A 24,673-nucleotide genomic window follows, 5' to 3' on the forward strand; every position below is an offset into this window, starting at 1 on the left:
CAACAGCCGGGAGTTATGTTCATTAATTATTGTTTGATCAACTTAAAACTCTGTGTTTTATTCCCCGCATCAATGCGAAGCAGGTAAGTACCAGTCGTAAGTAATGAACCTGAGAAAGGTAATATCACATTACCATCTGTTCTTCCAAGATCCCACTTCTTAAGCAACTGCCCTGTGTTGGTAAACAGAGTTGCCAGAAACATTCGCTCTGCTTTCATTATTTACAAATAAAGGTATACTGAAGCCTACAGGGTTTTGGAGCAGGCGGACAAAATTATCGGGCCTGGTAGCAGGATTAAACAATCCGGTAGCATTATCCTCAATCAGGAAATAGTTTCGGCTACGAGTAACTGAAGCAGTATATAAATAACCTGTACCAAATGGAGTAAATGAAGTAGCCGCAATTGTTGTATTAGATGAATTTGCGCCAGCCATTGTTGCAGCCGTTGTGCCGGCGATCTTAATTGCACCCGGCGTTTTTCCTCCCAACTCTGCGGCGGTGTAATACAACCCAATTGTGTATGTCGCTGCGTTATTAGTTGTCAGAGCCACATCAAATACTTTTTGTGATCGCTGTCCGGCATAGATATTTTGCCAGGTGTTTCCTGCTTCCGAAATCGTGGAACTTACACAACCAAGATTTGCAGATGAACCTGTAATACTGTTAATGATTTTATTATTTGGTGCTGTAAGGAAATAATATACTCCGGCCCCTGCAACACTTAATGTTTTGTTTGTATTTAAGCCTGTTTCTATTGAATTTCCCATTAAACCGGTAAGAATAAAATCCGGGCGTACATAAGTTGCAGGAGTACCTACTCCATCAAATAAACCGCTGGAAATTGTACAACCAGCAACTCCACTGTTTACCCTTCCCCAAACTCCTTTTTGAGTTGTTGTACTGTTAGACGTTACAAAATCATCTGCTGTACCGGTGTTATCAGAATTATCATAACAAATTTCAACCAACAGATTACTTACTCCATCCCATGAAAAAGGGGTTGCGAAAGTAAACGTATTTATCCCTGAAACTGTTGAGTATGTATTGCTATAGCATGAAGTTGTACCTGATTCAAAACCGGTGACTGCACTGATTGTTGAAGACGTGGTGTTTTTTAGAGAAATTGTCAACCCTGTATAAGGTATTGTACTTCCTTTGGTTGTTACATTAAATCCTAATGCAGAGATGTCTCCTGCAATAAAGCCTCTTGCTAAAAGTTCATCTGCAGTATATATGTACTGGCTCCTTGCTTTTGCATTAGTTCCTCTGAAAGGCTGAACATAAGATCCATAATTACCCGTTCCTAATGTTGCCGTTGCTACTCCTTCCGGCACTGGCGGAAGATCATTGTCGCTAATAGTAAACGTATAAGATTGGCTGGATGGAGCTGCTATTGCGTTTGTGCCGCCACCCACTGAATAATTAAATGTAAATGACTCCGCAGTTTCAATCTCGGCATCATCATAAACACGTATTGTTATTGGCTGTTCTGCTGTGGATCCACTTAAGAAGGTTATTACGTTTGAAGGAGTTGTAAAATTTCCGTTTGTTGTAAAATCAAAATCAGCTCCCTGTACTGCTGTGCCCCCACCTGCAATACTTACGGTTACTGCAGCATTTCCTGCAGGAGCAGCATCGATTTGCATATTAACGGTATAATCTTTATAACTTCTGCATCCATTTAAAACTGCTGTATTTTCTGTGTTTGTAATAGAATAAGTGTTGATTGCAGCAAATCTTATATAGGGTGCGGCAGGTACAATAGTGGTTGTCCATAAACCCCGTCCATGAGTAGCGGCAAGAAGGGTATTTTCTTTTTGACGGTATTGCAACATATTCGTTCTTACAGTAGGAAATGTTGAATTCTGAACCCAAACTGTAGAAGCACCGTTTATATCATCGGTTTCATAAATACCCATATCAGTTGCAATGATTGCTTTGTCATTGTTCTCCGGATAAAACATCGCCCATCGAACTGGAATGTCGGGCAGATTACCCGATATATTCGTCCACCCACCAGTACCTCCTCCTGTACTGCTCATCCAAACATGTGCTGCCCCATAATTAGAATACGATGCAATTAATAAGTTATCACCGGTACCTAAATTAATACTTGATACAGTACTCCCCGGCATACCTGTGCCGGTAATATTTGTTACTGTTGGTGAAGCTGTGTGTGCATTATCAACTTTTACGATTCTGCCGTTGGAAGCTCCAAAGTAAACAAGGTTACTTGTATAAGGTGAAACCTTTATACTCATAACACTACCCGAAGTTCCGGCAGCTATAGACACAGATGAAAAATTCGAACCTGTTTGAGGATTTTCCCAACGAACATAGGTACCTGCAGATGCACTTGTGTACATCCGGTTGTTAATATCGTCGTAATCTGTGGGATTTATGAATTGTCCAATGGAAGAAGAATAATTGACCGAAGACCAGGATGATCCTCCATTTTGTACTTCGTCGGTACTGGCCCCTTGTTGTTGAACCAAACTGGTATAGAGGTTCGTCCTGATCAATATGAACAAACCCTCCATCACCACCAAGTACTTCTATGCTGCTGCCAAGACCGGGATTTGTAAATTGATGTGTACCATTATCCTGAGCACCTGCTAAAAAATAATTGCTGGTTGTTGGGTGTACAGCACAGGAATAAAACTGTTTCAGACGAAGACCGGTATTGCGATCGGAAAAACTTGCGCCGTTATCTGAAGAATAAAAAATTCCGCCATCTGTTCCTGTTAAAACCTGCGTGCCATTCCATACTACTGTATGATGATCTGCATGCACATAGTTAAAAGTTGTACCAACCCACCTTGTTAATTGTGACCAGGAAAGCCCCCATCTATTGAACGGTAATAATTCAAACCTCCTGCTATCACAATATTCGGATTGGCTGGATCTACACCTATTGCTAAATCATACCATCCCTGACCTGCATTAATCGTTGGCTCCGATGCTCCGCCTGGTGGTGAGGTTACAGTTGCAGCCCAGTTCGCTCCCCATCTGTAGATTTATATATTTGCGGTGTACGGTCATTTCCATCTGAAGGTAAAACATACAAGGTATTACCGGCAACGGCAAGTTCACAGTTATATTGAACATTCAAAAAAGGTGTATTGGGAGCTGTCCAGGAGGCGTCAGTAACCGTAGACGGATTATCTGTATAAAAATACCCGGATGGTGCAGCAGTAGTTCCTCCGGCACCAAGCATGGTTACATGCATACGGCCAGTACTGCTGATGCGTAATTCAGTTATCCGATTACCGGAAGCGGGAGTTGCTGGTGTAATATTCGTCCAGGTTGCACCGCCATCAACAGAACGCTGAAGACCGTTATTATTTCCACTTGTTCCTACATACACATTACCTGCGGCATCACAAACAATCTTTGAAGCATTCCAAAACCCCGTTGTATTGGCCAGCAGATTCCAGGTAACACCATGGTCGGTACTTTTCCAAACACCTCCTCCCCTTACTGCATCCACATTCCCATTTCTTTCTCCAGTGGCGAAATACATGATGTTAGTATTGGCGGGATTTTGACAAATACTTGCAATGGCTAAGTTCCCCAGAAAATCATTCACAATCTGCCAGGAGGGTGAGGCAGCCGTTATATCAGTTGTTTTCCATAAACCACCGCTTACACTTCCTACCCACACTGTTTTATTTGTTGCATCAGCCAAATCAACCAAGATTGCTCTCATTCGGCCACTGGTTACAGCATTATTTCCTGGCCCTCTTGTGTTTCCATTACCAGGACCAACCACATCCGAATTAGATCCACGCTCGGTCCAACTTAATGCAGATACCCTTTCAACCCTTCCTGCTCTGCGATCCTGCAGCAGTTTATTATAAGCCATTACCAATCTGTCTGCAGGTATGTAACCCAGTTTTATATCCCTGGTCATTTCAAACTCCATCTCCATCGACTCCCTGATACCATCTTCTTTTTCATCATTTTCCGATAAATCACTTTCAGCAATTGCCACTTCATCAGCAGTTTTATCTTTGCTGTCACTGTCTGATGAACATTGTGAAAATAAAAAAGAGTAGAATAAAATACCTGCAAATAGGATCAGCTGTTTCATGAAAGTTATTGTTATGGTCTTCAAACTTAACAAATTATGCTTTCAGAGGTTACTAATATGTCATGTTATTTTCACAGACACGAATAAAATATAAATCTTACGATTTGAAGGCACTGGAATTCTTATCTTTGCCGCTCGCAAAAAAGTTCTTTCAGAAAATGATCAGCAGAAGAAATATACGGGTAAAGGTGATGCAGACATTGTACACCTGTTCAACAAGAGAAGGTGATATTACAATACAGGAGGCCGTTCGCACACTGGACAAGCATGTGGATCAGAGCCGGCAGATGTTTGTTTTCCTGATTCATATTATTACAGAAGTGGCCCGCTATGCTGAAAGAGATTCCCTCCACAGGTCATCGAAGCATTTACCCACACAGCAGGATCTGGAAGTAAATACAAAACTCGCAGGCAACCAGTTATTGTGGCAGATACTGGAACATGTTTCGTATAAAGCCGTACTGAAAGAATTAAAAACAGAGTTACTGGACCAGGAAGAATGGGTAAAGAAATTATACCAGGAACTGGCCGCAACTGATTTCTACAAAGAATATATTGCCAAACCCCTTCGTGAAAAGAAAGAAGAAAAAGAAATCCTGGAATTTATTTTCACCGACCTGATGCTGCCCAATGATGATTTTGTTTCATTACTTGAAGAACATTTCCTGCATTGGGATGATGATGGTGAAATGATGAACCTGTTAATGCTGAACTTCCTGCAAAAACCTCAGAGTAACGATTTTCAGCATTTCGTTAGTGCCGATAAACTGAAGTTTGCTAAAGACCTGCTGGTAAGTGTAATTGAAAAAGCAGATATCTGCAATGAATATATTAAAAGCAAACTGCAAAACTGGGATCCTGAACGCACCGCTGTACTGGATATGATTCTGATGCGGATGGGCATTTGTGAATTCCTGTTTTTTGAAACTATTCCGCCCAAAGTAACCATCAATGAATACATTGACCTGGCCAAAGATTACAGTACACCGCAGAGCGGTCATTTTGTGAACGGAATCCTTGACAGCATTCATAAAGACCTTGTTGCAGAGAATAAACTGCATAAGGTATCTTTTAAAAAATAGGCACATCAAAACTGCTGTGAAAGCTTTCCTTTACATTTGCAGGCAATAAATAGTCCTAATATGAAACAATTATTTATTTTATCCTTAGTCTTGTTAACACTGGCTGCCTGTCAGAATGTTGACAAAAATCCAAAAGCCCCGGCGGTTTCACCAGAACAGGCGGCAGCAGCTGACCAGGCAATTGTAAATGATTCAACGAACTGGACAACCGTTCAGTGGCTTGATTCTGTTCAGGATTTTGGAAAAATAACCGATGGTGAAAAGTAATGATCACTTTCCATTTTAAAAATACCGGCACTAAACCATTGGTAATTGCTAATGTGCAGGCAAGTTGCGGCTGTACTGTTCCTTCTAAACCCGATGAGCCGATTGCTCCCGGACAGGAAGGGAAAATCACTGCAGAATTTAACAGTGCCGGACGAGTTGGCAAAGCATCCAAATATTTAAACGTTACCTGCAATACAAAAGAGAATGTAACCAATCTTTTGTTTGAAGGTGAAGTACTTCCTAAAAAATAAAAAAACAAATATGCAAGTCTTTATTCTGTTAGCAGGCGGTTCTCAGTCAGGTGGTGGAAGCATCCAGTTATTATTTCTTGGATTAATGATCCTCGTATTCTGGTTGTTCATGATTCGCCCCCAGGCAAAAAAAGCAAAAACGCAAAAATTATTTATTGAAAACCTGCAGAAAGGTGATAAAGTGGTAACCATTGCCGGCATACATGGTGTGGTTAATAAAGTAAATGATGATGGCACACTATCATTAGAAATCAACCCCGGCAGTTATATCAAAATTGAACGCAGCTCTATCAGCATGGACTGGACAACACAGTTGAACAAGCCTGCTGGCGAAGTAAAGAAATAATCAAGCAGTCGTTAGCCGGTAGAAGTTAGCCGATAGTCATTAGAAAGTGTATACTAACTACTAAAGACTATCGGCTATCGGCTTAAAAAACGTCTATGTTAAAAATCGGAATAACCGGCGGAATCGGCAGCGGTAAAACAACTGTTGCAAAAGTATTTGAGGTGCTGGGAATTCCTGTTTATTATGCCGACGAAGCTGCAAAAGAAATCATGCATAAAAATGAGCCGTTAAAACAACAGCTCATTTTTCATTTTGGAAAAGACACGTATGTTGATGGAAAACTAAACCGGAAGCATCTCTCTTCTATTGTATTTGCTGATAAAGAAAAACTGGAATTGCTGAACAGTCTTGTGCATCCTGTAACTATTGCAGATGCTGAACAATGGTTTCATCAGCAGCAATCACCCTATGTATTAAAAGAAGCAGCACTGTTATTTGAAAGCGGTGCAGCAGAAGGTTTGGATTATGTGATTGGAGTTACAGCACCCGCTGCCATCCGTATTAAACGTGTTATGGACCGTGATGGAGTAACAGCTGATGAAGTAAAAAAAAGAATGCTGAACCAGATTGATGAAACAATCAAGATCTGTTTGTGCGATTTTATCATTCATAACGATGAACAGCAGATGATTCTGCCGCAGGTACTGCAACTTCATGAAGAATTATTAAAGCGTACTGCGTAGCTTTAGCAAAGTTGCACCGAGCACCCTGGAATACTATTTCGTATGAGTTTATTATTCATGATCATCATTGCGGCGGGACTTCCTTTTTTAACTGCTCTCAGTTATAAGAACATTAAAAAGATGGAAGCAGAACTGGAAGGCGCTCAGCTGGCCAAAATTCCTGTGTACCTGCAATCCATGGGCATGCAGATTGTTCTTTGTGTGCTTGCTTTCTTTGCCGGACGTAGTGAAAAACTGACAATTTCCTTAACAAGTAAGTTTACTGCAACATCAATTGGCGCATCTGTTGGTTTAGTTGTTCTTGCATTGGGGCTTGCCTGGCTCTCACAGAAATTCTCAACAGAAAAAGATGAAAGCACGTTGCATCATATTCTTCCTGATACAGGAGTTGAACGGTTGATCTGGATACTTGCCTGTGTGGTTGCTGCATTTTGTGAAGAATATATTTACCGTGGTGTACTGTTCAATATGATCTCAACCATGGTTATTCCTTATACAGCTTATGTTTGGGCACCGGCAGCTATCTTAAGTGCCATTGTATTTGCATTTGGTCATGGAACACAGGGTGAAAAAGCAATTATACAAATCATCCCCTTTGCAATTGGGTTTCAGTTTCTGTACTGGATCAGCGGAGGATTGTTATTACCGATGATTGCTCATTTTATTTATAATATTCTTGTTGAGTTGTTATTTGGTGAGAAGATTAAAAGGGATGCGGAAGGTTGAGTTTATAGTTTGTAGTTAGGCCTTCCGGGAAAGAAGAATCATCCATCTATTGCGTTGCCTTTGATTTGAAGCTCCCTTTCTTTTTTCATTTGTTCTTCATAGTCAAACTTATCCTCTTTAATAAGCTTACCATTCTTATAATATCTTGCCCCCACTTTAATGCCATTTGTAAAATCAAACTCTTTTAACAATTCTCTTCGACTGTTATCAGAATAAACCTTACGTACTCCGTTTTCAATACCCTTGATGTTATAGCTGGTTACAATTATATTCCGCTTCTTTGAATACAAATTATAAACACCTGTAGCAAGGCCATTTGTATATTCTTGTTCTTCGGTAAGTTCACCACTTGCATTATAGTAACGCTTAAACCCATTTGATTGCCCATTAACAAAACTTTCTTCATATTGCATCACACCATAAGGTCTATAAAACTTAGAAAGCCCATTCAATGTGTCGTTTTTATAACTTATTTCACTCTGCTTTTTTTCCATTTGGATAAAAGTAAATACATACCCCATCTTTTTTATCATCTTTATAAATCTCTACAGCATAGAAATAAGTTTTGCCTTTAATGTCAGTCATTAATATTTTCCAATATCCCTTACGTAATCCATTTATATCTTTCTGATTAAAAACTGTATCGGATTGTGCATTACAAAAATTTAATACTGCGATAAACTTCAAGAATAATATCATCTGTCTCATACACATAGGGTTATTAATATGATAAATTCGATTTCACTACCTGATAAGGGTTGACCGTAAATACATGATTGCCTACTGTTATACTTAGTTTCCGTTGGACTGGCTTGTTTGTCGTTTTTTCTTAGCAGGTCTCCGCCTCGGGACGTTGCGCTGTACGAAACTAAGATGTGTAAGCCTGACTTTGAAGTTAATTATCACGTTAAGTACACTTCTTACATCCCAACTACGCTAAAGCTTCGTCGGGCAGGCGTACTTCGTACATCTAACATCTAACATCCAACATATCATCACCACCCTATCTTCTCTCCCCAATCACCCAAGCCAAAGTATTTATTAAGCGGAATGTTTAGGCCAAGCTGGTTGTAAGCAATATTATTCTGCAAATGAGTTCTTGCGTAACGTAACTGAAGTTTGGGAAGAATCATTCCAATTCCCAATGAAAAACCAGTTAATCCATTGGCTGAATTGTAGATCTTCAATTCTTTTCCACGCAGAATATTATAAGCTGCAGTTACTTCCACCCGCTGACCAATCAGGATCTGTGTGGAGAAAACAAAATGCTGAAACAGTTTATTAAACGTAAACTTTTTATTGTTTGCATTACTTATCCCATTATCATTATTGAACAATGTATCGTTGTAAAAAATATTGAAGCGATGCAAATGATGTGCTGTTGCTGAAAACTGAATGGGTGCTTTCGCCAATCGTTTGGAGATCCCTACCTGCAGATCAAAGGGCAGCTCTTCCGGTTCAGCAGGATTATAACGTTTCAGCTGTCCCCCCATATTCACTGCTACCACACTTGCCTGTAGCAGGTTTGCAGAATCCCTGTACAATATACCCACATCAGCAGCAATGGCACTTGAACGGTAGATGCCATAGTTACTGGCCAGATACTTTATCGTTAATCCATACTTCCACCTGTTCATGTATTCACGGCTTGCAGAAAGCTGAACAACAAAATCACTTGGTTTATAACTGCCCAGAATATTTCCGGCAGCATCTGTTTGCTGCGTAGTGCCATAATCAAAAAACAAAATGGCTGCGGCAAAATTGGTTTGCAGTTTGGGGTGACGGTAAGCAAGCATCCAGTGTACATTCTTCACTCCTGCATATAATGAATTGAAATTAGCCACCATTTGCGTATGCATAGTTGAATCGAGCTGGGCAGGGTTTTGAAAAGCTAATGAGAGGTCATTCGATTGATTACTGAGATTGATACCTCCCAATGCCGACAATTGTGGTGATGCAGGGAAACGTAAAAAATTATAAGCAGTTTTCCCGCCCAGTGTTTGTGAAAACAGGCTTGCTGAAAATAAGATAGTGCTCAGTAAAAAAACAATCGAACCATACAGGGTGAATGACTGGCTGTAATTTAAATAAAAACAGGCAGCAGCCTTTCTTTAAATGGTTCTAAAAAAAATTCCCCATGAAAATGGGGGAAACTCTTTAACCCTTAAAACAACCAACATGAAATAAAATTTCCTGTTTGTTGCAATATTAACAGGGAAATGTTTTCGTAGTTCACTCACAAACACAAACTTGTTACGAACGGTCGTAATCCTTTATAAGTTGTTACCGTTCATACAAGAGCCAGGTCGAACACCTGCTGCATGGTTTTTATGTAATGAAACTTCATGCCTTTGATATAGCTTGAATTGATTTCCTGCACATCTTTTTCATTCTGCCAGCACATGATCACTTCTTTAATACCTGCTCGCTTAGCGGCCAGAATTTTTTCTTTGATTCCACCAACAGGTAATACCTGTCCACGCAGTGTAATCTCCCCCGTCATAGCTAAGAATGGCTTTACTCTTCTGCCTGTAAATGCACTGGCAATGGAAGCCATCATGGTAATGCCTGCACTTGGGCCATCCTTTGGCACAGCACCTTCCGGTACATGCAGGTGAATATTTTTCTTTTGAAAATCTTCAGGATTAATATCAAATTTTTTTGCATTCGCCTGCAAATAGCTTAATGCAGTTGTTGCACTTTCCTTCATCACATTGCCGAGGTTGCCCGTTAAACGCAATTCGCCTTTGCCTTCGGTTAAGCTTGTTTCAATAAACAAAATATCGCCACCAACGGAAGTCCATGCCAGCCCAACTGATACGCCCGGCATGTTTGCCGTTTTGTAGAGTTCATTGCTGTAGCGTGATTTTCCTAAAATCCGTTCAATATCATTTGCGGTTAATGTTGGCTTCAGCTTTCCTTTCATTGCAAATTCCTTTGCCTGCGAACGCATCAATGACGCCAGTTGCCGGTCGAGTTCTCTTACACCGCTCTCTCTTGTGTATTCTTCAATTACTTTACGTAATACAGTATCGCTGATCTTAAACGGCATCTTCAATAAACCGTGTGCTTCCTTTTGCTTTGGGACAAGATAGTTTTTAGCGATCTCAATTTTTTCTTCCACAGCATAGCCGCTGAGGTCAATAATTTCCAGACGATCTCTTAAGGCAGGCTGAATCGTTGCCATACTGTTTGCCGTTGCAATGAATAACACTTTACTGAGATCATATTCCATCTCTAAATAGTTATCATAGAAAGTATGATTCTGTTCAGGATCCAGCAATTCTAATAATGCACTGGAAGGATCGCCACGAAAATCATTTCCCAGTTTATCTATTTCATCAAGGATCATTACAGGATTGGATGTTTTCACTTTCCTGATCGATTGTAAAATTCTTCCGGGCATTGCACCGATATATGTTTTACGATGACCTCTTATTTCGCTTTCATCATGCAATCCACCCAAACTGAGACGAACATATTTTCTGCCCAATGCAGATGCAATACTTTTTCCCAATGATGTTTTCCCAATACCGGGAGGGCCGAGCAAACAAAGAATCAGGACTCTTCATGTCGCCTTTCAGTTTCAATACAGCTAAGTATTCAAGAATACGCTCTTTTACTTTCTGAATACCATAATGATCATGATCCAATACTTTTTTGCTTTCTTTAAATCGTATTGATCAACAGTATATTCATTCCATGGTAAGTCAAGCATTAAATCAAGATGATTATATACCACAGAATAATCAGGAGTTGAAGGATGCATACGATCCAGCTTTTCAATTCCTTTCTTGAACATTTCTTTTGCAGTATCTGGCCATTTCTTTGTATCCCCTTTCTTTTTCATTTCCTGTATCTCAAGATCATTGCTGTCGCCACCCAATTCCTCTTTGATACTTTTCATTTGCTGCTGAAGAAAATATTCCTTCTGCTGCTTATCTAATTCCGTTCTTGTTTTGTTGGTTACTTTATTCTTCAGTTCAGTGTACTGCAACTCTTTTTGCAAAAGTGTTAGTAGCAGTTCTGCTCTTTGCTTGATATTTTGTGTCTCCAGCAACAATTGCTTTTCTGCAATTTCACCATTGAGATTATTGCTTACAAAGTGAATCAGGAAAGCAGGGTTCTCAATATTTTTTAAGATGATCGATGCTTCACTGGGAATATTCGGCGACAGCTGAATGATCTGTGCCGCCATATCTTTAATGGAACCAGCCAATGCTTTAAAGTGTTCATCTTCGGGTGTTGGCTCTTCTTTCAGCACTTCTATTGCTGCTTTAAAAAAAGGGTCTTCAGATGTGATGGATGTGATCTTAAAGCGTTTCTTTCCCTGGATGATAACAGTTGTTCCGCCATCGGGCATTTTAATCAGCTTTACCACTTTTGCAATAGTGCCGATATCTTCCAGGTCGTTCACAGACGGATCTTCTACGTTACTGTCCTTCTGTGCAACTACACCAACCAATTTATTTGATTTGTATGCTTCATTGACAGCCTGAATGCTTTTATCTCTTCCTACAGTAATTGGCAACACTACTCCCGGAAAAAGAACCGTATTGCGCAAAGGAAGGATGGGCAATTCAGCCGGGATTTCCATTTCCTCGTCATTATCACTCTCTGCTTCATTCAATGGGATGATGGGCAAAAAATCAACGTCCTCTTCAGTTGGTCTCAGGAATAAATTCTTTTCGTTCATAATTTTCTCTTTAGTCAAAATGACAGATAAGCCCCTTGTTAAGGGGCTTTCTGCAATGCTTTATAGAACTGCCAAGATTAGTGCCAGTTGGGAACCGACTGCTAAATCTTCAGACAGTTGAATACTTATTGAACAACAGCAAGGATCGGTTTGCCGATACTGCCACTTGGCATCTGTATATGCAGTAATGCAGCAAGGGTTGCGGCAATATCGGTCATATACACTTCCTGGTTGCTCTTGCCCTGTTTAATTCCCCAGCCATACCAAACTAATGGAATATGGCTGTCATATGGATTCCAAAGCCCGTGAGTTGTACCAGTTTTACCGCCATCAATCCAGCCCGGTGCAAAAACGATCTGTATATCACCACTGCGCTTAGGGTGCCATCCGTTGGCCAGCCTGTTTTTTACATCTGCATTCATGGGTTGATCCATTAACTTATTGATTTCAAAAACCCTGTCAACACCTTTAATATTTTTTACAAAAGCAATGATATCTTCAACAATTGCACTGCGGTCAAGTTTTGCTGTATCAATCATTGTATGATTTAAGCTGATCTGGTAGTTGAAAGCACCTAACACGATACTGCCTTTGCCATATTTTTCTTTCAGCTGTTTATTCAGGTCTTCCACCATTTTATTATCATCTACTGCACCACCGGGCAATTTGTTTTCTGTCATAAAACCGGGCACATGTGCCACACCATGATCTGCAGTTAAGAAAGTCAGGTACTGACCTTTTCCAACCATCTTATCTAAGTAATCAAACAACTCACCAAGGTCTTTATCCAGTCGCAGGTAAGTGTCTTCTGCTTCAATAGAATTCGGACCAAATGAATGACCAACATAATCAGGGCTTGAAAAACTTACAGTCAGGAAATCGGTAATAGAATCCTTCCCCATGTTTTCGTTACTGATGGCATCCTTCGCCATCATCATCGTCATGGTATTGCCAAAAGGAGTTGACGAAATACTTCCGTAATTCTTTCCTGCAAAGCGTTTCAGATCATAAGGAAATCCTTTTTGATCGGCTCCAAATGGTTTTGCTTCATATTCATTTTCATCCTTGGTACTTTGTACATAGGTTGCAATTGGGTACATGGTATTCCATCCATTCTGATAAAATTCATCAACCACTTTTTTATCATTAAAATTTTTCACCCACTGTGGCAGTTCATTCATATAGTACGTTGAGGTAATCCAGTTACCCTTGCTTCCATCATACCAATAAGCAGCATTTGCACTATGTCCTGCAGGTAAAATTCCTCCACGATCCTTTATTGCAATACCAATGACTTTGCTGCGAAAGTTCGTTGCCAGTTTCAATTCATCGCAGATGGTTGTAGCCTGGTTATTTCTCGGACTCATTTCGCCCGCAGTTGAAGTACTGCCAACTGTTTTTACCGTTTTATCTTCACTGCAATAAACGTTTCTGTTTTTTTCATAATCCCACCATCCATTCCCGGTTATTCCATGAATGGCCGGCACTGATCCGGTATATACACTTGTATGACCGCATGCAGTTATTGTTGGAGTGTATGGGATGAATGTATTTTCACAGCTAAAACCCTGGTTCAGCATCCGTTTAAAACCGCCGGCAGGAGAATAACGATTGTAATATCTGTATAAAAAGTCCCAGCGCATTTGGTCGACCATAATACCTACAACAAGCTTTGGTCTTGGTACTGAAGCACCTGATTGTTTAACAGCAGTTTTCTGAGCGTACGGTTGAAATCCAAGCAGGAAAAGAATCACTGAAAAAAAAAGTCGCATACAATTGGTTTAGAGGGCAAAGATATAGGTTGAACTGTGTGCAGAATGGTCTTTTTTATGTGCGGAACTTAACAGTTTCTATCATTTAATGGTACCGCCCAAAACCTTACCTTTGCCGCAATTTTTAACCCATAACAATATCATAATATGGCAGACATTTTTGAGAAGCTGATGAAAAATTCAGGCCCCATTGGCCAGCACAGAGAAAGAGCGCATGGATATTTTGCTTTCCCTAAACTGGAAGGTGAAATTGGCAGCCGCATGATGTTTCGTGGTAAGGAAAAGATTGTGTGGAGTTTGAACAACTATCTCGGTCTTGCCAACCACCCCGAAGTTCGTAAGATTGACGCTGAAGCAGCTAAAGAATGGGGACTTGCCTACCCGATGGGAGCACGCATGATGAGTGGCAACTCCAACTATCATGAACAATTAGAAAAAGAACTGGCTGAATTTGAACATAAAGAAGATGCTATCCTGATGAATTTCGGTTATCAGGGTATCATGAGTGCCATTGATGCTATTTGTGGCCGCCATGATGTAATTGTGTATGATGCAGAAAGTCATGCATGTATCATTGATGGTTTACGCTTACATCCCGGCCACCGTTATGTGTACAAACACAATGATGTCGCTGACTGTGAGAAACAATTGCAGAGAGCAACTGCGTTACTTGAAAAACAGGGATCAGGTGGAATTTTAGTGATTACTGAAGGTGTGTTTGGAATGGCAGGCGATCAGGGAAAGCTGAAAGAAATCGGTGCTTTGAAAAAACAATATGATTTTCGTTTAATGGTTGATGATGCACATGGTTTTGGAACATTGGGTAAAACAGGTGCAGGTGCAGGCGAAGAGCAGGGTTGCCAGGATACTATTGATCTTTACTTCAGCACATTTGCCAAATCAATGGCTTCTATCGGTGCTTTCATGGCCGGGCCAAAAGTGATCATTGATTATATCCGTTATAATATCCGCTCACAGATATTTGCCAAGAGCTTACCCATGCCAATTGTACTGGGCAACTTACGACGTTTGGAAATGCTGAAAACAATGCCTGAGCTGAAAGAGAAATTATGGAGCAATGCAATTAAACTGCAAACAGGATTAAAAGAAAGAGGATTTGATATTGGTAATACAGACAGTCCGGTAACTCCTGTTTATATGACCGGCGGTGTTGAAGAAGCAACTGCAATGGTGATGGATTTGAGAGAGAACTATCACATCTTCGCTTCCATTGTTGTGTATCCTGTTATTCCAAAAGGACATATCATTTACCGCTTGATTCCTTCAGCTGCACATACAGATGCAGACATTGAAGAAACCCTGCAAGCATTCACAGAAACAAAAGCAAAGCTTGATGCAGGTGCGTATAAATCAGAAGTAATTCCTGATATGGCAAAAGCATAATACTTTAACAGTAAGCAATAAAAAAGAGAGGCGGTTTCAATGAAACCGCCTCTCTTTGATATAAATTATTTATTGTGTTATCTTAAATCAACCACCTCAACACCGGGATATTTTTTCTTATCAAAAATAAATTGTGCATCAGCTACGGTTGCGTTACCGTTGAATGTAGAAACGGTATACGTGTATTTATTTCCGCTTTTCTCCAGCACTTTTGTACTGAAAATAGCCTGCGTTTTTTTATCAACCCAAACAAGTACTTTAAAGAATGACTTTGATTTATCGTAAGGTGTTAATTCAATTTCCTGCAATGTTTTACCGGCTTCTTTCTTATCACCGTTTAACTTATACAGGTAGTCCTTGTCGTAAAAATTAGAAAATAATTTCTGCGGAGTAATGCTGCTTTGTGAAGGATCGTATTTTGAAATAGTTACTTCGTTTGCAGTTTTATCGTAGGTCCAGATGGTTGTACCATCACAATAAATATCCTGTCCTCCAGTAATGGAAACACGGTACTTGTTGCCTTTCATAAACAAAGAGCCTTTTTTAATTCCCAGCACTTTTCCCTTTCCATCTTCATTTTTAAATGAGAACAAAGCCTGTACTGCTTTAAAGGTTTTAAATTTTGCACTTACGGCATCAAGAATTTTTTTTGCCTCAGGATCGCTCTGTCCCATGTTTTTTGGCTGAGCGAAACTCATTACAGCAAGGATCATTACTACGGCAAGTGAAACAAATTTCTTCATTCTGTCGGTTTTCAATGTGTATTAAAATTGAGGCCGCAAAGATAAGCAGAAGCCCCCTGTTTTAAATGATTCAATGTTTTTTGCAGCAGCAACTTTAACAGCTTACCCTAACATCTCAAGGTGCTGGTTAAGTTCGGCCTCGGTTTTAATCAGCACATCCCTTGCCTTACTACCCTGGCTTCCCCCAACAATTCCTGCAGCTTCCAGCTGATCCATTAACCTGCCTGCACGGTTATAGCCCAGCTTCATTCTTCTTTGCAGAAGTGATGTTGACCCAACCTGGTTCTGTACAATCAATCTTGCAGCATCTTCAAACAACTGATCCCTGTCGCTTAAATCAAAATCCTTTCCTTCCAGTTCCTTTTCATCAACATACTCCGGCAGTAAAAATGCCTGCGGGTATCCTCTTTGTTTACTGATGAATGATACAATCTCATCTACTTCAGGTGTATCAACAAACGCACACTGTAAACGGGTGAGTTCGCCATTATAGCTGATCAGCATATCACCTTTACCAATCAACTGCTCTGCACCGCCAATATCAAGAATGGTACGACTGTCAATCTTTGACGATACTTTAAATGCAATTCTTGCAGGGAAGTTAGCCTTAATTGTACCGGTAATAATATTAACAGAGGGACGTTGTGTTGCAATGATCAAATGAATACCAACAGCACGTGCCAGCTGTGCAAGTCGTGCAATCGGCATTTCAATTTCCTTACCTGCCGTCATGATCAAATCAGCAAACTCATCAATTACCAATACAATGAATGGTAAATACTGATGGCCTTTCTGCGGATTAAGTTTGCGTGCAACAAATTTTTCATTGTACTCCCGCAGGTTTCGGCAACCTGCTTCTTTCAGCAAATCATACCGGTTATCCATTTCAATACATAATGCATTCAGCGTATTGATTACTTTTTTGGTATCTGTTATAATTGCATCTTCTTCCCCCGGAAGTTTTGCCAGGAAATGATTTTCAATATGACGGTATAAACTCAGCTCCACTTTCTTTGGATCAACCAGTACCAGCTTTAATTGTGAAGGATGCTTTTTATACAGCAATGAAACAAGAATGGCATTTAACCCAACTTATTTACCCTGCCCTGTTGCACCTGCCATTAACAGGTGAGGCATGGTTGTTAAATCAACAATGAAATTTTCATTGTCAATTTTTTTGCCAATGGCTATCGGCAATCCAAAATTATTGTGCTGAAATTTTTCTGATGATAACAGTGATTTCATACTGACCACTGTCTTCTTTATATTCGGCACTTCAATACCAATAGTTCCTTTATCCGGAATTGGCGCAATGATACGGATGCCCAATGCAGCAAGACTTAATGCAATATCATCTTCCAGGTTTTTAATTCTTGAAATACGTACCCCGGCTGCAGGTACAATTTCATACAGTGTTACAGTTGGACCAACTGTTGCAAATATTTTCTGAATTTCAATGTCGTAATTACGGAGTGTATTAATGATCTGGTTTTTGTAATTCTCCAGTTCATGCGGGTCCTGGATAATTTTTTCACTGCCATGATTCTCCAGTAAATTGAGTGAAGGAAATTTATAATCTTTCAGATCAAGAAAAGGATCATAAGGCGGCAGATTTTCAACAGCCTTTTTATCTTTTATTACTTCTTCATCCAACTCTTCCGTTTCTGCTGCATTTTTAATTTCCAGCGCAAGATTATTAGCTGCTTCATCATCTGCTTCCTGCCTCTTTGATTTTACCGGAGGAGGAATGGTAAAATCAATCACAGGCTCCTGGTTAATTTCCATCGGCAGTACCGGTTCATCAAAAGAAAACTGATCGTTGATTGTTTGTTCCTCTCTTTCTGTGACGGAAAAATCATTCAACGGATTTTTAAGTTCTTCTTCTTTAGGAACTGGCATAAAGGCCGTTTCCTTTTTCAATTGATTTGCTTTTTTTTCTGCGGCAGTTTCTTTTGCATCAGTAAGATCAAACACAACAGGTCCGTCATTTTCTTCCGGAAGAAGATCGTTTGCAGGAATTTCTTTTATCTTTTTAGCCGGCAGTTTAAATACCGGGTTAAATCTCCAAATGAAATAAGAAATAGCTGCTACTGATAAAACAATTCCTGTTCCTGCTGTACCGGCAAAACCGGTCAGCCAGTCGGATGCATATTTACCAAATGCCCCACCCCATGGAAATTGCTGTGCATGCAGAAAAAACGAAAAGAATACCGGCAGTACAATTAAACCAACCAGCACATATTTTATGTTTCGTGCTAGTGAAAACAGTTTCTTGCCGAACAGGAAATTAGCGCCAATGATAAAAAAGAAGGTACATACAAGATAGGAAGCAACCCCAAACCCTTTATAGAAAAACAGGTGCGACAGCCAGGCACCTAAACGCCCAAGCAAATTCTCCACCTTCATTTCTTCATTAAACAAAACACCTGAAGAATAACGGATGAATTTATCCTGGTCTTCCTTCCAGGTAAATAAATAGGAGGTAAATGAAATAAATAAAACAAGCGAAATGATGAGAAAAATGATGCCTGCAATTTTATGCGTACGCTCATCCTTCACCAGTTCTTTTACAGAAACCTGTTCCTCCTTTTCCTGCTTTAACTGTCCAGGATTTTCTTTTTTCTTCTTTTCTTTCATGCGGTTACCGGCCATAAAAACAAAGATAAAGAATGCTGCCATCCCAACCACAGAGAAAAGACTGGCTTAAAATGCCAAAAAGTTTTATCTTAATTGCCGAACTGACGCTTCATGAAAAAAACATACCTGCTTACCTGCTGCCTTTTGGTCTTGCTTTTCCAGGCGAAGGCCCAAGAGGATACCATTTCCCCGCTGATCAGAACATCTAAAGTAGTAAATGTTCGCTTTCTGCCCGACAGCCTGACGGTATATATTGATACCAGCAATACTGCTTCTTTCCAAAATATCCACTTTTCGATGTTCCGGAAGCTGGATAAACTGCCCAGGAAGACTATTCCAAAAGCATTGATGATTGATTCGAAAATTTATATGTTATTCAGGATTGAAAACGATGAACAAACGGCGAGATCGTTTTACGTAACCCCGGGGATTTATTCTAAGGAAACAACGATTTACACAACAGATTCAATCACCCATCAATGGGTCAAAATACCCGCACAGATTTCGGCTGATATAAAAGAAAAAGCTTACCGGCTGTTTTCCATACAACCCGGTAAACAAATGACTATTCTTGTACAATGCAGTTATGCCCGTACAAATATTGCAACCCTGAATGCTTACCTGCTGAACCCTGCCTTTTTTTGATTATCATATCAATTTCATTCAAACACACTGGTTCGGAGTAAATACGTTTACGTTTGTACTTTGTGGTTTGCTGCTGATGATGCTGCTGTTTTCGCTTTCTAATTATGCCCAGAATTATAAAAGGGAATATTTATATTATTCTATTTATGCATTATGCATGGGTTTGTTACTGTGTTTAAAAGCCGTTTATTATAAACACTCAACGGGCTTCAGTTTCTTTTATGAAGAATACTTTGACTATGCCTTACAGATGATTGGCTATATTTTTTACATCGGTTTTACCCGTATGTTTTTAAATACCCCCGGAAAGTATCCTACCCTCAACCGCATGTTCATCACTGCTGAAATTGCACTGGCTGTTTTCCTCCTTGTATTTACAATTTTTTACTATGGAGGATATCCTTACCGCTTCTTATCTGCAACTGAAAATGCAAGTAAGTTCTTTTTGATTTTCCTTGGCATCATGTACATCATACTTGGAATTGTTGAACGCAACAGACTCATGAATTATTTATTGGGAGGAAATGTTGCCAATCTTGTTATGGGTGGTATTTCGCAATTCATGATCTCCTTCCCGGCAGCCAGTTTCCTGCCAACCAAAGGAATCTTCAGGCAGTCGCTGGTGTATTTTGAAGTGGGCATTTTCCTTGAACTGGTATTATTTCTCCTGGGTTTAACTTACAAGAATAAAATTGAGCTGATTGAAAAAGTAAAGATGGATGAAGCCATCAGGCAGGAAGGTGAGCGGCAGGAATATGAGAAACAAATTGCTGTATTGAGTGCCCAGCAGGATGAACGCAGCCGCATTTCTGCCGACATGCATGATGAGTTGGGAAGCGGTGTTACAGCCATCCGGCTGCTGAGCGAAATTGCCAGACAAAAAACAAAGGACAAGCCAGTTGAAGAAATTTCAAAGATTTCTTACAATGCCAATGAACTCATGACCAAGATGAATGCCATTATCTGGAGTATGAACCCGGGCAATGATTCAGTGAATGGCCTGGTTGCTTATATCAGATCCTATGCATCGGAATATCTCGAAAACTTTGATATACAATATCACATTATTGTACCATCAGAAATACCGGAGAAAGATGTGTCCGGCGTGAAAAGAAGAAACATTTTCCTTGTTCTGAAAGAATCACTTAACAATATAATGAAGCATGCCAATGCATCTGAAGTTACAGTGACGATACAATTCAATCATCAAATGGTAGTTGAAATAAAAGACAATGGAAAAGGAATTGACAGTGAGAAACTGAACCAGTTTGGGAATGGTTTAAAAAATATGCAGCGTCGTATGGAAAGTATTGGAGGCAGTTTCAATATAACATCACACAACGGCACAACCACTAAACTGGAAATCCCCATTTAAGAACGGGAAAGCTTGTTCACTCCCATAAATAAACATAACCATCCTGCAATAAAAGACACCCCGCCTAATGGTGTAATGGCGCCGATCCAGTTCATACTTTCAATGGAGGCAGCTTTAAAAAAAGTCATTGTGTATAGTGAGCCGCTGAACAAAATAATTCCTGCTATAAATAAATAGCCTGCTCTTGTAAACCAGTTGACAGCATTCTGCCTGCTGAGCAGGCTTGCAATTGCCAGAGCAAATACATGAAAGAAATGATACAATACACCTGTTTGATAAGTATGAATTGCTTTCTCATCAACCATTTCTTTCAGTGCATGTGCGCCAAATGCACCCAATGCAACTGCCAGTGCTCCCAGTAAAAAAGATAGTTTCAGAAAATTATTTGCCATGTCTTCTTATGATTTTTTGAAAATTGTCGGAGCTGATATGTCCGCCGGGTAAATGATACATTGCCTTTGCATAAAAGCTTTCACGCTGTGCTAATTTCTCTGCAATGAATTCTTCCAGCACTTCGTTATTTACATTCGCTATTAATGGTCTGGTTTCTTTTTCTTTCTGCAACCGCTGCGCCAGTTCTGCTGCAGAGCATTTGAGATAAATGGTTACTCCTGCATTATTCATTTGCTTCATGTTCTTATGAAAGCAGGGAGCACCGCCACCACAACTCAGGATAAAATTATCCTTCTTCAAAAAAGACTCCAACATCTCTTTTTCTATTTTTCGAAGCGCTTGCTCTCCTTTTTCTTCGAAAATGGCCGTTACCTTTTTCCATTCTTTTTTTTCAATCTCTTCGTCAAGATCGTAATGCTTTATGTCAAATGCTTCGCTCCACTTTGCACCCCAGTGAGTTTTTCCACTGCCCATAAATCCAATCAGGAAATAACGCATTTAGTTCTTGTTTACTGCGAAGTTAAATGAAAACTGTTCTTAATACCGACGAGACATACTAAATACTCCAATCAATCTAACTGAAACAGAATGCCTGTCGGTATTATGCCGGAAACTTGTGGTATAATTTATAAATCCAATTGGCATAACAGCATATACTTCCATTTAATCATCAGCACAAAAAAGCCCGTTGTTTTGCAACAACGGGCTGTATAAGAATATCAGTAAAGAATTACTTATTCTTCGCTTTTGCTTTCTTCAGCATCACTGTCTAACTTTTTCTTCAAGTCAGCAAGAATACCTAAATCACCAAGCGTAGTTTTCTCTACTTTGCTCTGTACGTCTTTCACCGCTTTCTTGGTACGTACAGCATCTGCCTGCTTTTCTTTCATCTCTGCATTCTTCTCTTCGGCAATTGCTTTTTCCCAAATGCGTGCATGACTGATTACTACACGTTTTTCGTTACGGTCGAATTCGATCACAACAAACTGTGCAGTTTCATCCTGCAATACCTGCTTGCCATCTTCCTTATTCAGGTGACGGTTAGGAGCGAATCCTTCGATACCATAAGGTAACTGAACGAGTGCGCCCTTGTCATCCTTCTTGGTTACATGACCTTCATGAATTGTTCCAATAGCGAATGTTTCTTCAAGCGCATTCCAGGGATCTTCTTCCAGCTGTTTGTGGCCTAACTGCAGTTTGCGGTTTTCCTTGTCAATGCTGAGGATCATAACATCAATTTCCTGACCAACCTTAGTGTACTCACCAGGATGATTGAAACGTTTTGTCCAGCTCAGATCACTGATGTGGATCATTCCACCAATACCAGCTTTCAGTTCAACAAACACCCCGTAAGGAGTGATGTTTTTAACCAATCCTTTATGCTTGCTTTCAACAGGGAATGTTTCTTCAATTGTGCTCCATGGATCCTGGCTCATCTGCTTAATGCTTAAGCTCATCTTACGGGCATCTTTATCAAGCGTTACAATTTTCGCTTCATGTTCGTCGCCCATTTTGAAGAATTCTTTTGCATTTACAGGAGTATTAGCCCAGCTGATTTCACTTACGTGAACCAGACCTTCAACACCCGGCATGATTTCTAAGAAAGCACCGTAGTCTTCAATGTTTACTACTTTACCTTTCAATGTATTTCCTTCAACGATGTCTGCACTCAGGGTATCCCAAGGATGCGGAGTCAATTGTTTCAGACCAAGGCTGATACGTTTTTTATCATCGTCGAAATCAAGAACTACAACATTCAGTTTCTGATCCATCTTCAGTACTTCTGTAGGATGGTTGATACGACCCCAGCTGATACCAGTGATATACAGCAAGCCATCAACACCACCAAGGTCAAGGAACGCACCGAACTCGGTAATGTTCTTGATAGTACCTTCCAGTACCTGACCTTTTTCCAGTTTACCCATGATCACTGCACGTTGCGCTTCAATATCGCTTTCAATCAGTGCTTTGTGACTTACAACAGCGTTCTTAATGGTTTCGTTAATCTTCACCACTTTAAACTCCATTGTTTTACCAACAAACTGATCGTAATCTGTTACCGGTTTCACATCGATTTGTGAACCTGGTAAGAATGTTTCCATTCCAAATACATCCACGATCAAGCCACCTTTTGTTTTGCTTGTAACTGTACCGGTAACAATTTCACCAGTTTTGTGTACTTCAACAATACGCTCCCATGCACGTGTAATACGGGCAAGCTTGCGGCTGAGGTGCAGGTTACCTTCCCTGTCTTCTTTTTCCACCACCATTACTTCAACAGTATCACCAACTTTAAAACCTGGTAAGTCTCTGAACTCGTTAAGAGAAACTAAACCATCACTTTTAAAACCGATGTTAACTACTGCATCTGTTTTGGTTAAGGCAACGATCTGGCCATCTACCATTTCGCCATCGTTCACCTGTTTGAATGTGCCATCATAAACAGCATCGTACTTTTCACGTTCTGCTTTGTTGTAAATAGCCACATTGCGTTTGTCACGGCTCCAGTCGAAATCATCATGTGCAGTTTGCACAAACACAGGTGCTTTTGTTGTCGCTGCAGATGCTTCAGTAACCTCGGTTACGGCAGCATTCTCCTGTGCATCAGCGTTTGAGTTAAGAATTTCATTTTCAGACATAAAATTGTCCCGATTTTGTTTTTTTGATTCGGGGGTGCAAAGATAGGGTAAAACCCTTTTGGGGCAGCGGTTTTGAGGGTAAAAAACAGGAAAAAGACAGGGTTGAAAATGTTAGCCTGTAAAGGGGTTGAATTACAGGGGTAAAGTACAGAACTGCATCGTAAAAAATGATTCCTGTAATTGTTCAAGCGACTGTAGATATCGTTCAAGACGCTGCAGAATGTAATAAAGGCAGTGCAGAATGAAAAAAAGACAGCGCAGCTGTGAATAAAGAAACTGCGGATGTGAATAAAGTTGTTGCAGATATCGTTCAAGACGCTGCGGAATGAAATAAAGGCAGCGCAGAATGAAAAAAAGGCAGCGTAGATGCCGTTCAAGACGTTGCAGCTATCGTTCAAGAGACTGCAGAATACGGTTTAAGTGCGTGGAAATGAGATTTTTATGGGGGAAATAGGCGTGTTGGCTCATGCGCCAGTTCCCTACGCCTTGGTTCGTGTCTCACGAACCAAACATGATAACCTTTCCGGTTCGTGAGACACGAACCGGGGCGTTGGCTATCGTTCAAGAGACTGTAGATTGCGGTTTAAGTTAGTGGGAATGAGTTTTTTATGGAGGAAACAGGGCTGTTAGTGCATGCGCCAGTTCTTTCTTTGTCACTTTTTGCTTGTCCAAAAAGTAACCAAAAAGGACCCCAGCAATCAATGTACCGCCTGATTGCTGGTTAACGCCCTGATGTTACTTTATTACTACTGTGGTGAATTGCTGTGGGATGTTTATTGAACATCCTCTCGGTAAGAGTTTGATTAAATGGGAAGTGTTTATTTAATAAGAATAAATATCGCTACGAAGACCGTCCGACCAGGTCATCAAGACGGGTAATCCATTATTACTTATGAGTTGCTGGAAGATTAAAGCAAGTA

General features: G+C 40.2%; 21 protein-coding genes and 2 pseudogenes. 9 read left to right on the forward strand and 14 right to left on the reverse strand.

The genetic code is table 11. The features are described 5' to 3' along the window. Window positions 1-26: 26 nt before the first annotated feature. The 4 genes from IPK31_01975 to IPK31_01990 all read right to left on the reverse strand — a co-directional run bounded on the left by IPK31_01975 (window position 27) and on the right by IPK31_01990 (window position 4,094). Entirely contained in the window at window positions 27-167 is a 141-nt protein-coding gene (locus IPK31_01975) for a T9SS type A sorting domain-containing protein (protein MBK8086824.1), read from the reverse strand. Next, window positions 160-2,367 carry a hypothetical protein gene (locus IPK31_01980; protein ID MBK8086825.1) on the reverse strand — a complete coding sequence of 736 codons (2,208 nt, stop codon included), beginning with the start codon at window positions 2,365-2,367 and terminating at the stop codon, window positions 160-162. The genes IPK31_01975 and IPK31_01980 overlap by 8 nt, the downstream gene beginning before the upstream one ends. Before the next feature lie 7 nt (window positions 2,368-2,374). Beyond that, window positions 2,375-2,794: a hypothetical protein gene (locus IPK31_01985; protein ID MBK8086826.1), complete on the reverse strand. Its 420-nt coding sequence runs from the start codon at window positions 2,792-2,794 to the stop codon at window positions 2,375-2,377. 187 nt (window positions 2,795-2,981) lie between these two features. Continuing rightward, a complete protein-coding gene (locus IPK31_01990; protein MBK8086827.1) occupies window positions 2,982-4,094 on the reverse strand; it encodes a hypothetical protein in 1,113 nt (370 codons plus the stop codon). A gap of 158 nt (window positions 4,095-4,252) precedes the next feature. Between IPK31_01990 and nusB the strand changes: the two genes are divergently transcribed. The 6 genes from nusB to IPK31_02020 all read left to right on the forward strand — a co-directional run bounded on the left by nusB (window position 4,253) and on the right by IPK31_02020 (window position 7,449). After that, the gene (nusB, locus tag IPK31_01995; GenBank protein ID MBK8086828.1) at window positions 4,253-5,176 is read left to right on the forward strand and encodes a transcription antitermination factor NusB; all 924 of its coding nucleotides are present in this window, start codon (window positions 4,253-4,255) and stop codon (window positions 5,174-5,176) included. Between the two features lie 60 nt (window positions 5,177-5,236). Further along, a complete protein-coding gene (locus IPK31_02000) occupies window positions 5,237-5,443 on the forward strand; it encodes a hypothetical protein (protein MBK8086829.1) in 207 nt (68 codons plus the stop codon). Then, window positions 5,443-5,694: a DUF1573 domain-containing protein gene (locus IPK31_02005; protein MBK8086830.1), complete on the forward strand. Its 252-nt coding sequence runs from the start codon at window positions 5,443-5,445 to the stop codon at window positions 5,692-5,694. The genes IPK31_02000 and IPK31_02005 overlap by 1 nt, the downstream gene beginning before the upstream one ends. A 10-nt stretch (window positions 5,695-5,704) precedes the next feature. After that, on the forward strand, window positions 5,705-6,040 hold the full coding sequence (gene yajC / locus IPK31_02010; GenBank protein ID MBK8086831.1) for a preprotein translocase subunit YajC: 336 nt from the start codon (window positions 5,705-5,707) through the stop codon (window positions 6,038-6,040). Window positions 6,041-6,135: 95 nt separating this feature from the next. Continuing rightward, window positions 6,136-6,723, forward strand: a complete 588-nt coding sequence (locus IPK31_02015) for a dephospho-CoA kinase (GenBank protein ID MBK8086832.1) — start codon at window positions 6,136-6,138, stop codon at window positions 6,721-6,723. A 42-nt stretch (window positions 6,724-6,765) separates the two neighbouring features. After that, window positions 6,766-7,449 carry a CPBP family intramembrane metalloprotease gene (locus tag IPK31_02020; GenBank protein ID MBK8086833.1) on the forward strand — a complete coding sequence of 228 codons (684 nt, stop codon included), beginning with the start codon at window positions 6,766-6,768 and terminating at the stop codon, window positions 7,447-7,449. Between the two features lie 38 nt (window positions 7,450-7,487). Here IPK31_02020 and IPK31_02025 read toward each other — a convergent pair whose 3' ends face one another. The 5 genes and pseudogenes from IPK31_02025 to IPK31_02045 form a co-directional block, all read right to left on the reverse strand. Further along, the gene (locus IPK31_02025) at window positions 7,488-7,943 is read right to left on the reverse strand and encodes a hypothetical protein (GenBank protein ID MBK8086834.1); all 456 of its coding nucleotides are present in this window, start codon (window positions 7,941-7,943) and stop codon (window positions 7,488-7,490) included. Next, entirely contained in the window at window positions 7,924-8,157 is a 234-nt protein-coding gene (locus IPK31_02030; protein ID MBK8086835.1) for a hypothetical protein, read from the reverse strand. Before IPK31_02030 ends, IPK31_02025 begins: the two co-directional genes overlap by 20 nt. Window positions 8,158-8,444: 287 nt before the next feature. Next, window positions 8,445-9,512, reverse strand: a complete 1,068-nt coding sequence (gene porQ / locus IPK31_02035) for a type IX secretion system protein PorQ (GenBank protein ID MBK8086836.1) — start codon at window positions 9,510-9,512, stop codon at window positions 8,445-8,447. A 227-nt stretch (window positions 9,513-9,739) separates the two neighbouring features. Continuing rightward, a pseudogene (gene lon, locus IPK31_02040) lies at window positions 9,740-12,145 on the reverse strand (endopeptidase La). A gap of 125 nt (window positions 12,146-12,270) precedes the next feature. Next, complete coding sequence (locus IPK31_02045) at window positions 12,271-13,917, reverse strand: alkaline phosphatase family protein (GenBank protein ID MBK8086837.1); 1,647 nt, start codon at window positions 13,915-13,917, stop codon at window positions 12,271-12,273. Between the two features lie 147 nt (window positions 13,918-14,064). Between IPK31_02045 and IPK31_02050 the strand changes: the two genes are divergently transcribed. Then, window positions 14,065-15,321 (forward strand): aminotransferase class I/II-fold pyridoxal phosphate-dependent enzyme, encoded by a 1,257-nt coding sequence (locus tag IPK31_02050; GenBank protein ID MBK8086838.1) that lies wholly within the window; start codon window positions 14,065-14,067, stop codon window positions 15,319-15,321. Between the two features lie 77 nt (window positions 15,322-15,398). On the opposite strand, the gene IPK31_02055 is transcribed toward IPK31_02050, so the two are convergent. Both IPK31_02055 and IPK31_02060 read right to left on the reverse strand, forming a co-directional pair. After that, window positions 15,399-16,064 carry an outer membrane lipoprotein carrier protein LolA gene (locus tag IPK31_02055; GenBank protein ID MBK8086839.1) on the reverse strand — a complete coding sequence of 222 codons (666 nt, stop codon included), beginning with the start codon at window positions 16,062-16,064 and terminating at the stop codon, window positions 15,399-15,401. A 102-nt stretch (window positions 16,065-16,166) separates the two neighbouring features. Further along, a pseudogene (locus IPK31_02060) lies at window positions 16,167-18,716 on the reverse strand (DNA translocase FtsK). Window positions 18,717-18,812: 96 nt separating this feature from the next. Between IPK31_02060 and IPK31_02065 the strand changes: the two are divergent. Together IPK31_02065 and IPK31_02070 are read left to right on the forward strand one after the other, a co-directional pair. Beyond that, window positions 18,813-19,346 carry a hypothetical protein gene (locus tag IPK31_02065; GenBank protein MBK8086840.1) on the forward strand — a complete coding sequence of 178 codons (534 nt, stop codon included), beginning with the start codon at window positions 18,813-18,815 and terminating at the stop codon, window positions 19,344-19,346. 76 nt (window positions 19,347-19,422) lie between these two features. Beyond that, the gene (locus tag IPK31_02070) at window positions 19,423-20,721 is read left to right on the forward strand and encodes a hypothetical protein (GenBank protein MBK8086841.1); all 1,299 of its coding nucleotides are present in this window, start codon (window positions 19,423-19,425) and stop codon (window positions 20,719-20,721) included. Here the strand turns inward: IPK31_02070 and IPK31_02075 are convergent. From IPK31_02075 to rpsA, 3 genes are all read right to left on the reverse strand, one after another. Beyond that, a complete protein-coding gene (locus IPK31_02075; protein MBK8086842.1) occupies window positions 20,718-21,113 on the reverse strand; it encodes a DUF423 domain-containing protein in 396 nt (131 codons plus the stop codon). The two genes, IPK31_02070 and IPK31_02075, sit on opposite strands and share 4 nt — an antisense overlap. Then, on the reverse strand, window positions 21,103-21,612 hold the full coding sequence (locus tag IPK31_02080; protein MBK8086843.1) for a shikimate kinase: 510 nt from the start codon (window positions 21,610-21,612) through the stop codon (window positions 21,103-21,105). Before IPK31_02080 ends, IPK31_02075 begins: the two co-directional genes overlap by 11 nt. A gap of 236 nt (window positions 21,613-21,848) precedes the next feature. Further along, window positions 21,849-23,753, reverse strand: coding sequence for a 30S ribosomal protein S1 (rpsA, locus tag IPK31_02085; GenBank protein MBK8086844.1), 1,905 nt, complete (start codon window positions 23,751-23,753; stop codon window positions 21,849-21,851). Between the last annotated feature and the right edge of the window lie 920 nt (window positions 23,754-24,673).

Source organism: Chitinophagaceae bacterium (assembly GCA_016713085.1).
Taxonomy (GTDB): domain Bacteria; phylum Bacteroidota; class Bacteroidia; order Chitinophagales; family Chitinophagaceae; genus Lacibacter.

Coding starts and splice junctions, on each gene's coding strand:
- IPK31_01980 (MBK8086825.1), bottom strand. CDS start 2,367: ATGTACACAAGTGCATCTGCAGGTACCTATGTTCGTTGGGAAAATCCT.
- IPK31_01990 (MBK8086827.1), bottom strand. CDS start 4,094: ATGAAACAGCTGATCCTATTTGCAGGTATTTTATTCTACTCTTTTTTA.
- nusB (MBK8086828.1), top strand. CDS start 4,253: ATGATCAGCAGAAGAAATATACGGGTAAAGGTGATGCAGACATTGTAC.
- IPK31_02000 (MBK8086829.1), top strand. CDS start 5,237: ATGAAACAATTATTTATTTTATCCTTAGTCTTGTTAACACTGGCTGCC.
- IPK31_02005 (MBK8086830.1), top strand. CDS start 5,443: ATGATCACTTTCCATTTTAAAAATACCGGCACTAAACCATTGGTAATT.
- yajC (MBK8086831.1), top strand. CDS start 5,705: ATGCAAGTCTTTATTCTGTTAGCAGGCGGTTCTCAGTCAGGTGGTGGA.
- IPK31_02015 (MBK8086832.1), top strand. CDS start 6,136: ATGTTAAAAATCGGAATAACCGGCGGAATCGGCAGCGGTAAAACAACT.
- IPK31_02020 (MBK8086833.1), top strand. CDS start 6,766: ATGAGTTTATTATTCATGATCATCATTGCGGCGGGACTTCCTTTTTTA.
- IPK31_02025 (MBK8086834.1), bottom strand. CDS start 7,943: ATGGAAAAAAAGCAGAGTGAAATAAGTTATAAAAACGACACATTGAAT.
- IPK31_02030 (MBK8086835.1), bottom strand. CDS start 8,157: ATGAGACAGATGATATTATTCTTGAAGTTTATCGCAGTATTAAATTTT.
- IPK31_02045 (MBK8086837.1), bottom strand. CDS start 13,917: ATGCGACTTTTTTTTTCAGTGATTCTTTTCCTGCTTGGATTTCAACCG.
- IPK31_02050 (MBK8086838.1), top strand. CDS start 14,065: ATGGCAGACATTTTTGAGAAGCTGATGAAAAATTCAGGCCCCATTGGC.
- IPK31_02055 (MBK8086839.1), bottom strand. CDS start 16,064: ATGAAGAAATTTGTTTCACTTGCCGTAGTAATGATCCTTGCTGTAATG.
- IPK31_02065 (MBK8086840.1), top strand. CDS start 18,813: ATGAAAAAAACATACCTGCTTACCTGCTGCCTTTTGGTCTTGCTTTTC.
- IPK31_02070 (MBK8086841.1), top strand. CDS start 19,423: ATGATGCTGCTGTTTTCGCTTTCTAATTATGCCCAGAATTATAAAAGG.
- IPK31_02075 (MBK8086842.1), bottom strand. CDS start 21,113: ATGGCAAATAATTTTCTGAAACTATCTTTTTTACTGGGAGCACTGGCA.
- IPK31_02080 (MBK8086843.1), bottom strand. CDS start 21,612: ATGCGTTATTTCCTGATTGGATTTATGGGCAGTGGAAAAACTCACTGG.
- rpsA (MBK8086844.1), bottom strand. CDS start 23,753: ATGTCTGAAAATGAAATTCTTAACTCAAACGCTGATGCACAGGAGAAT.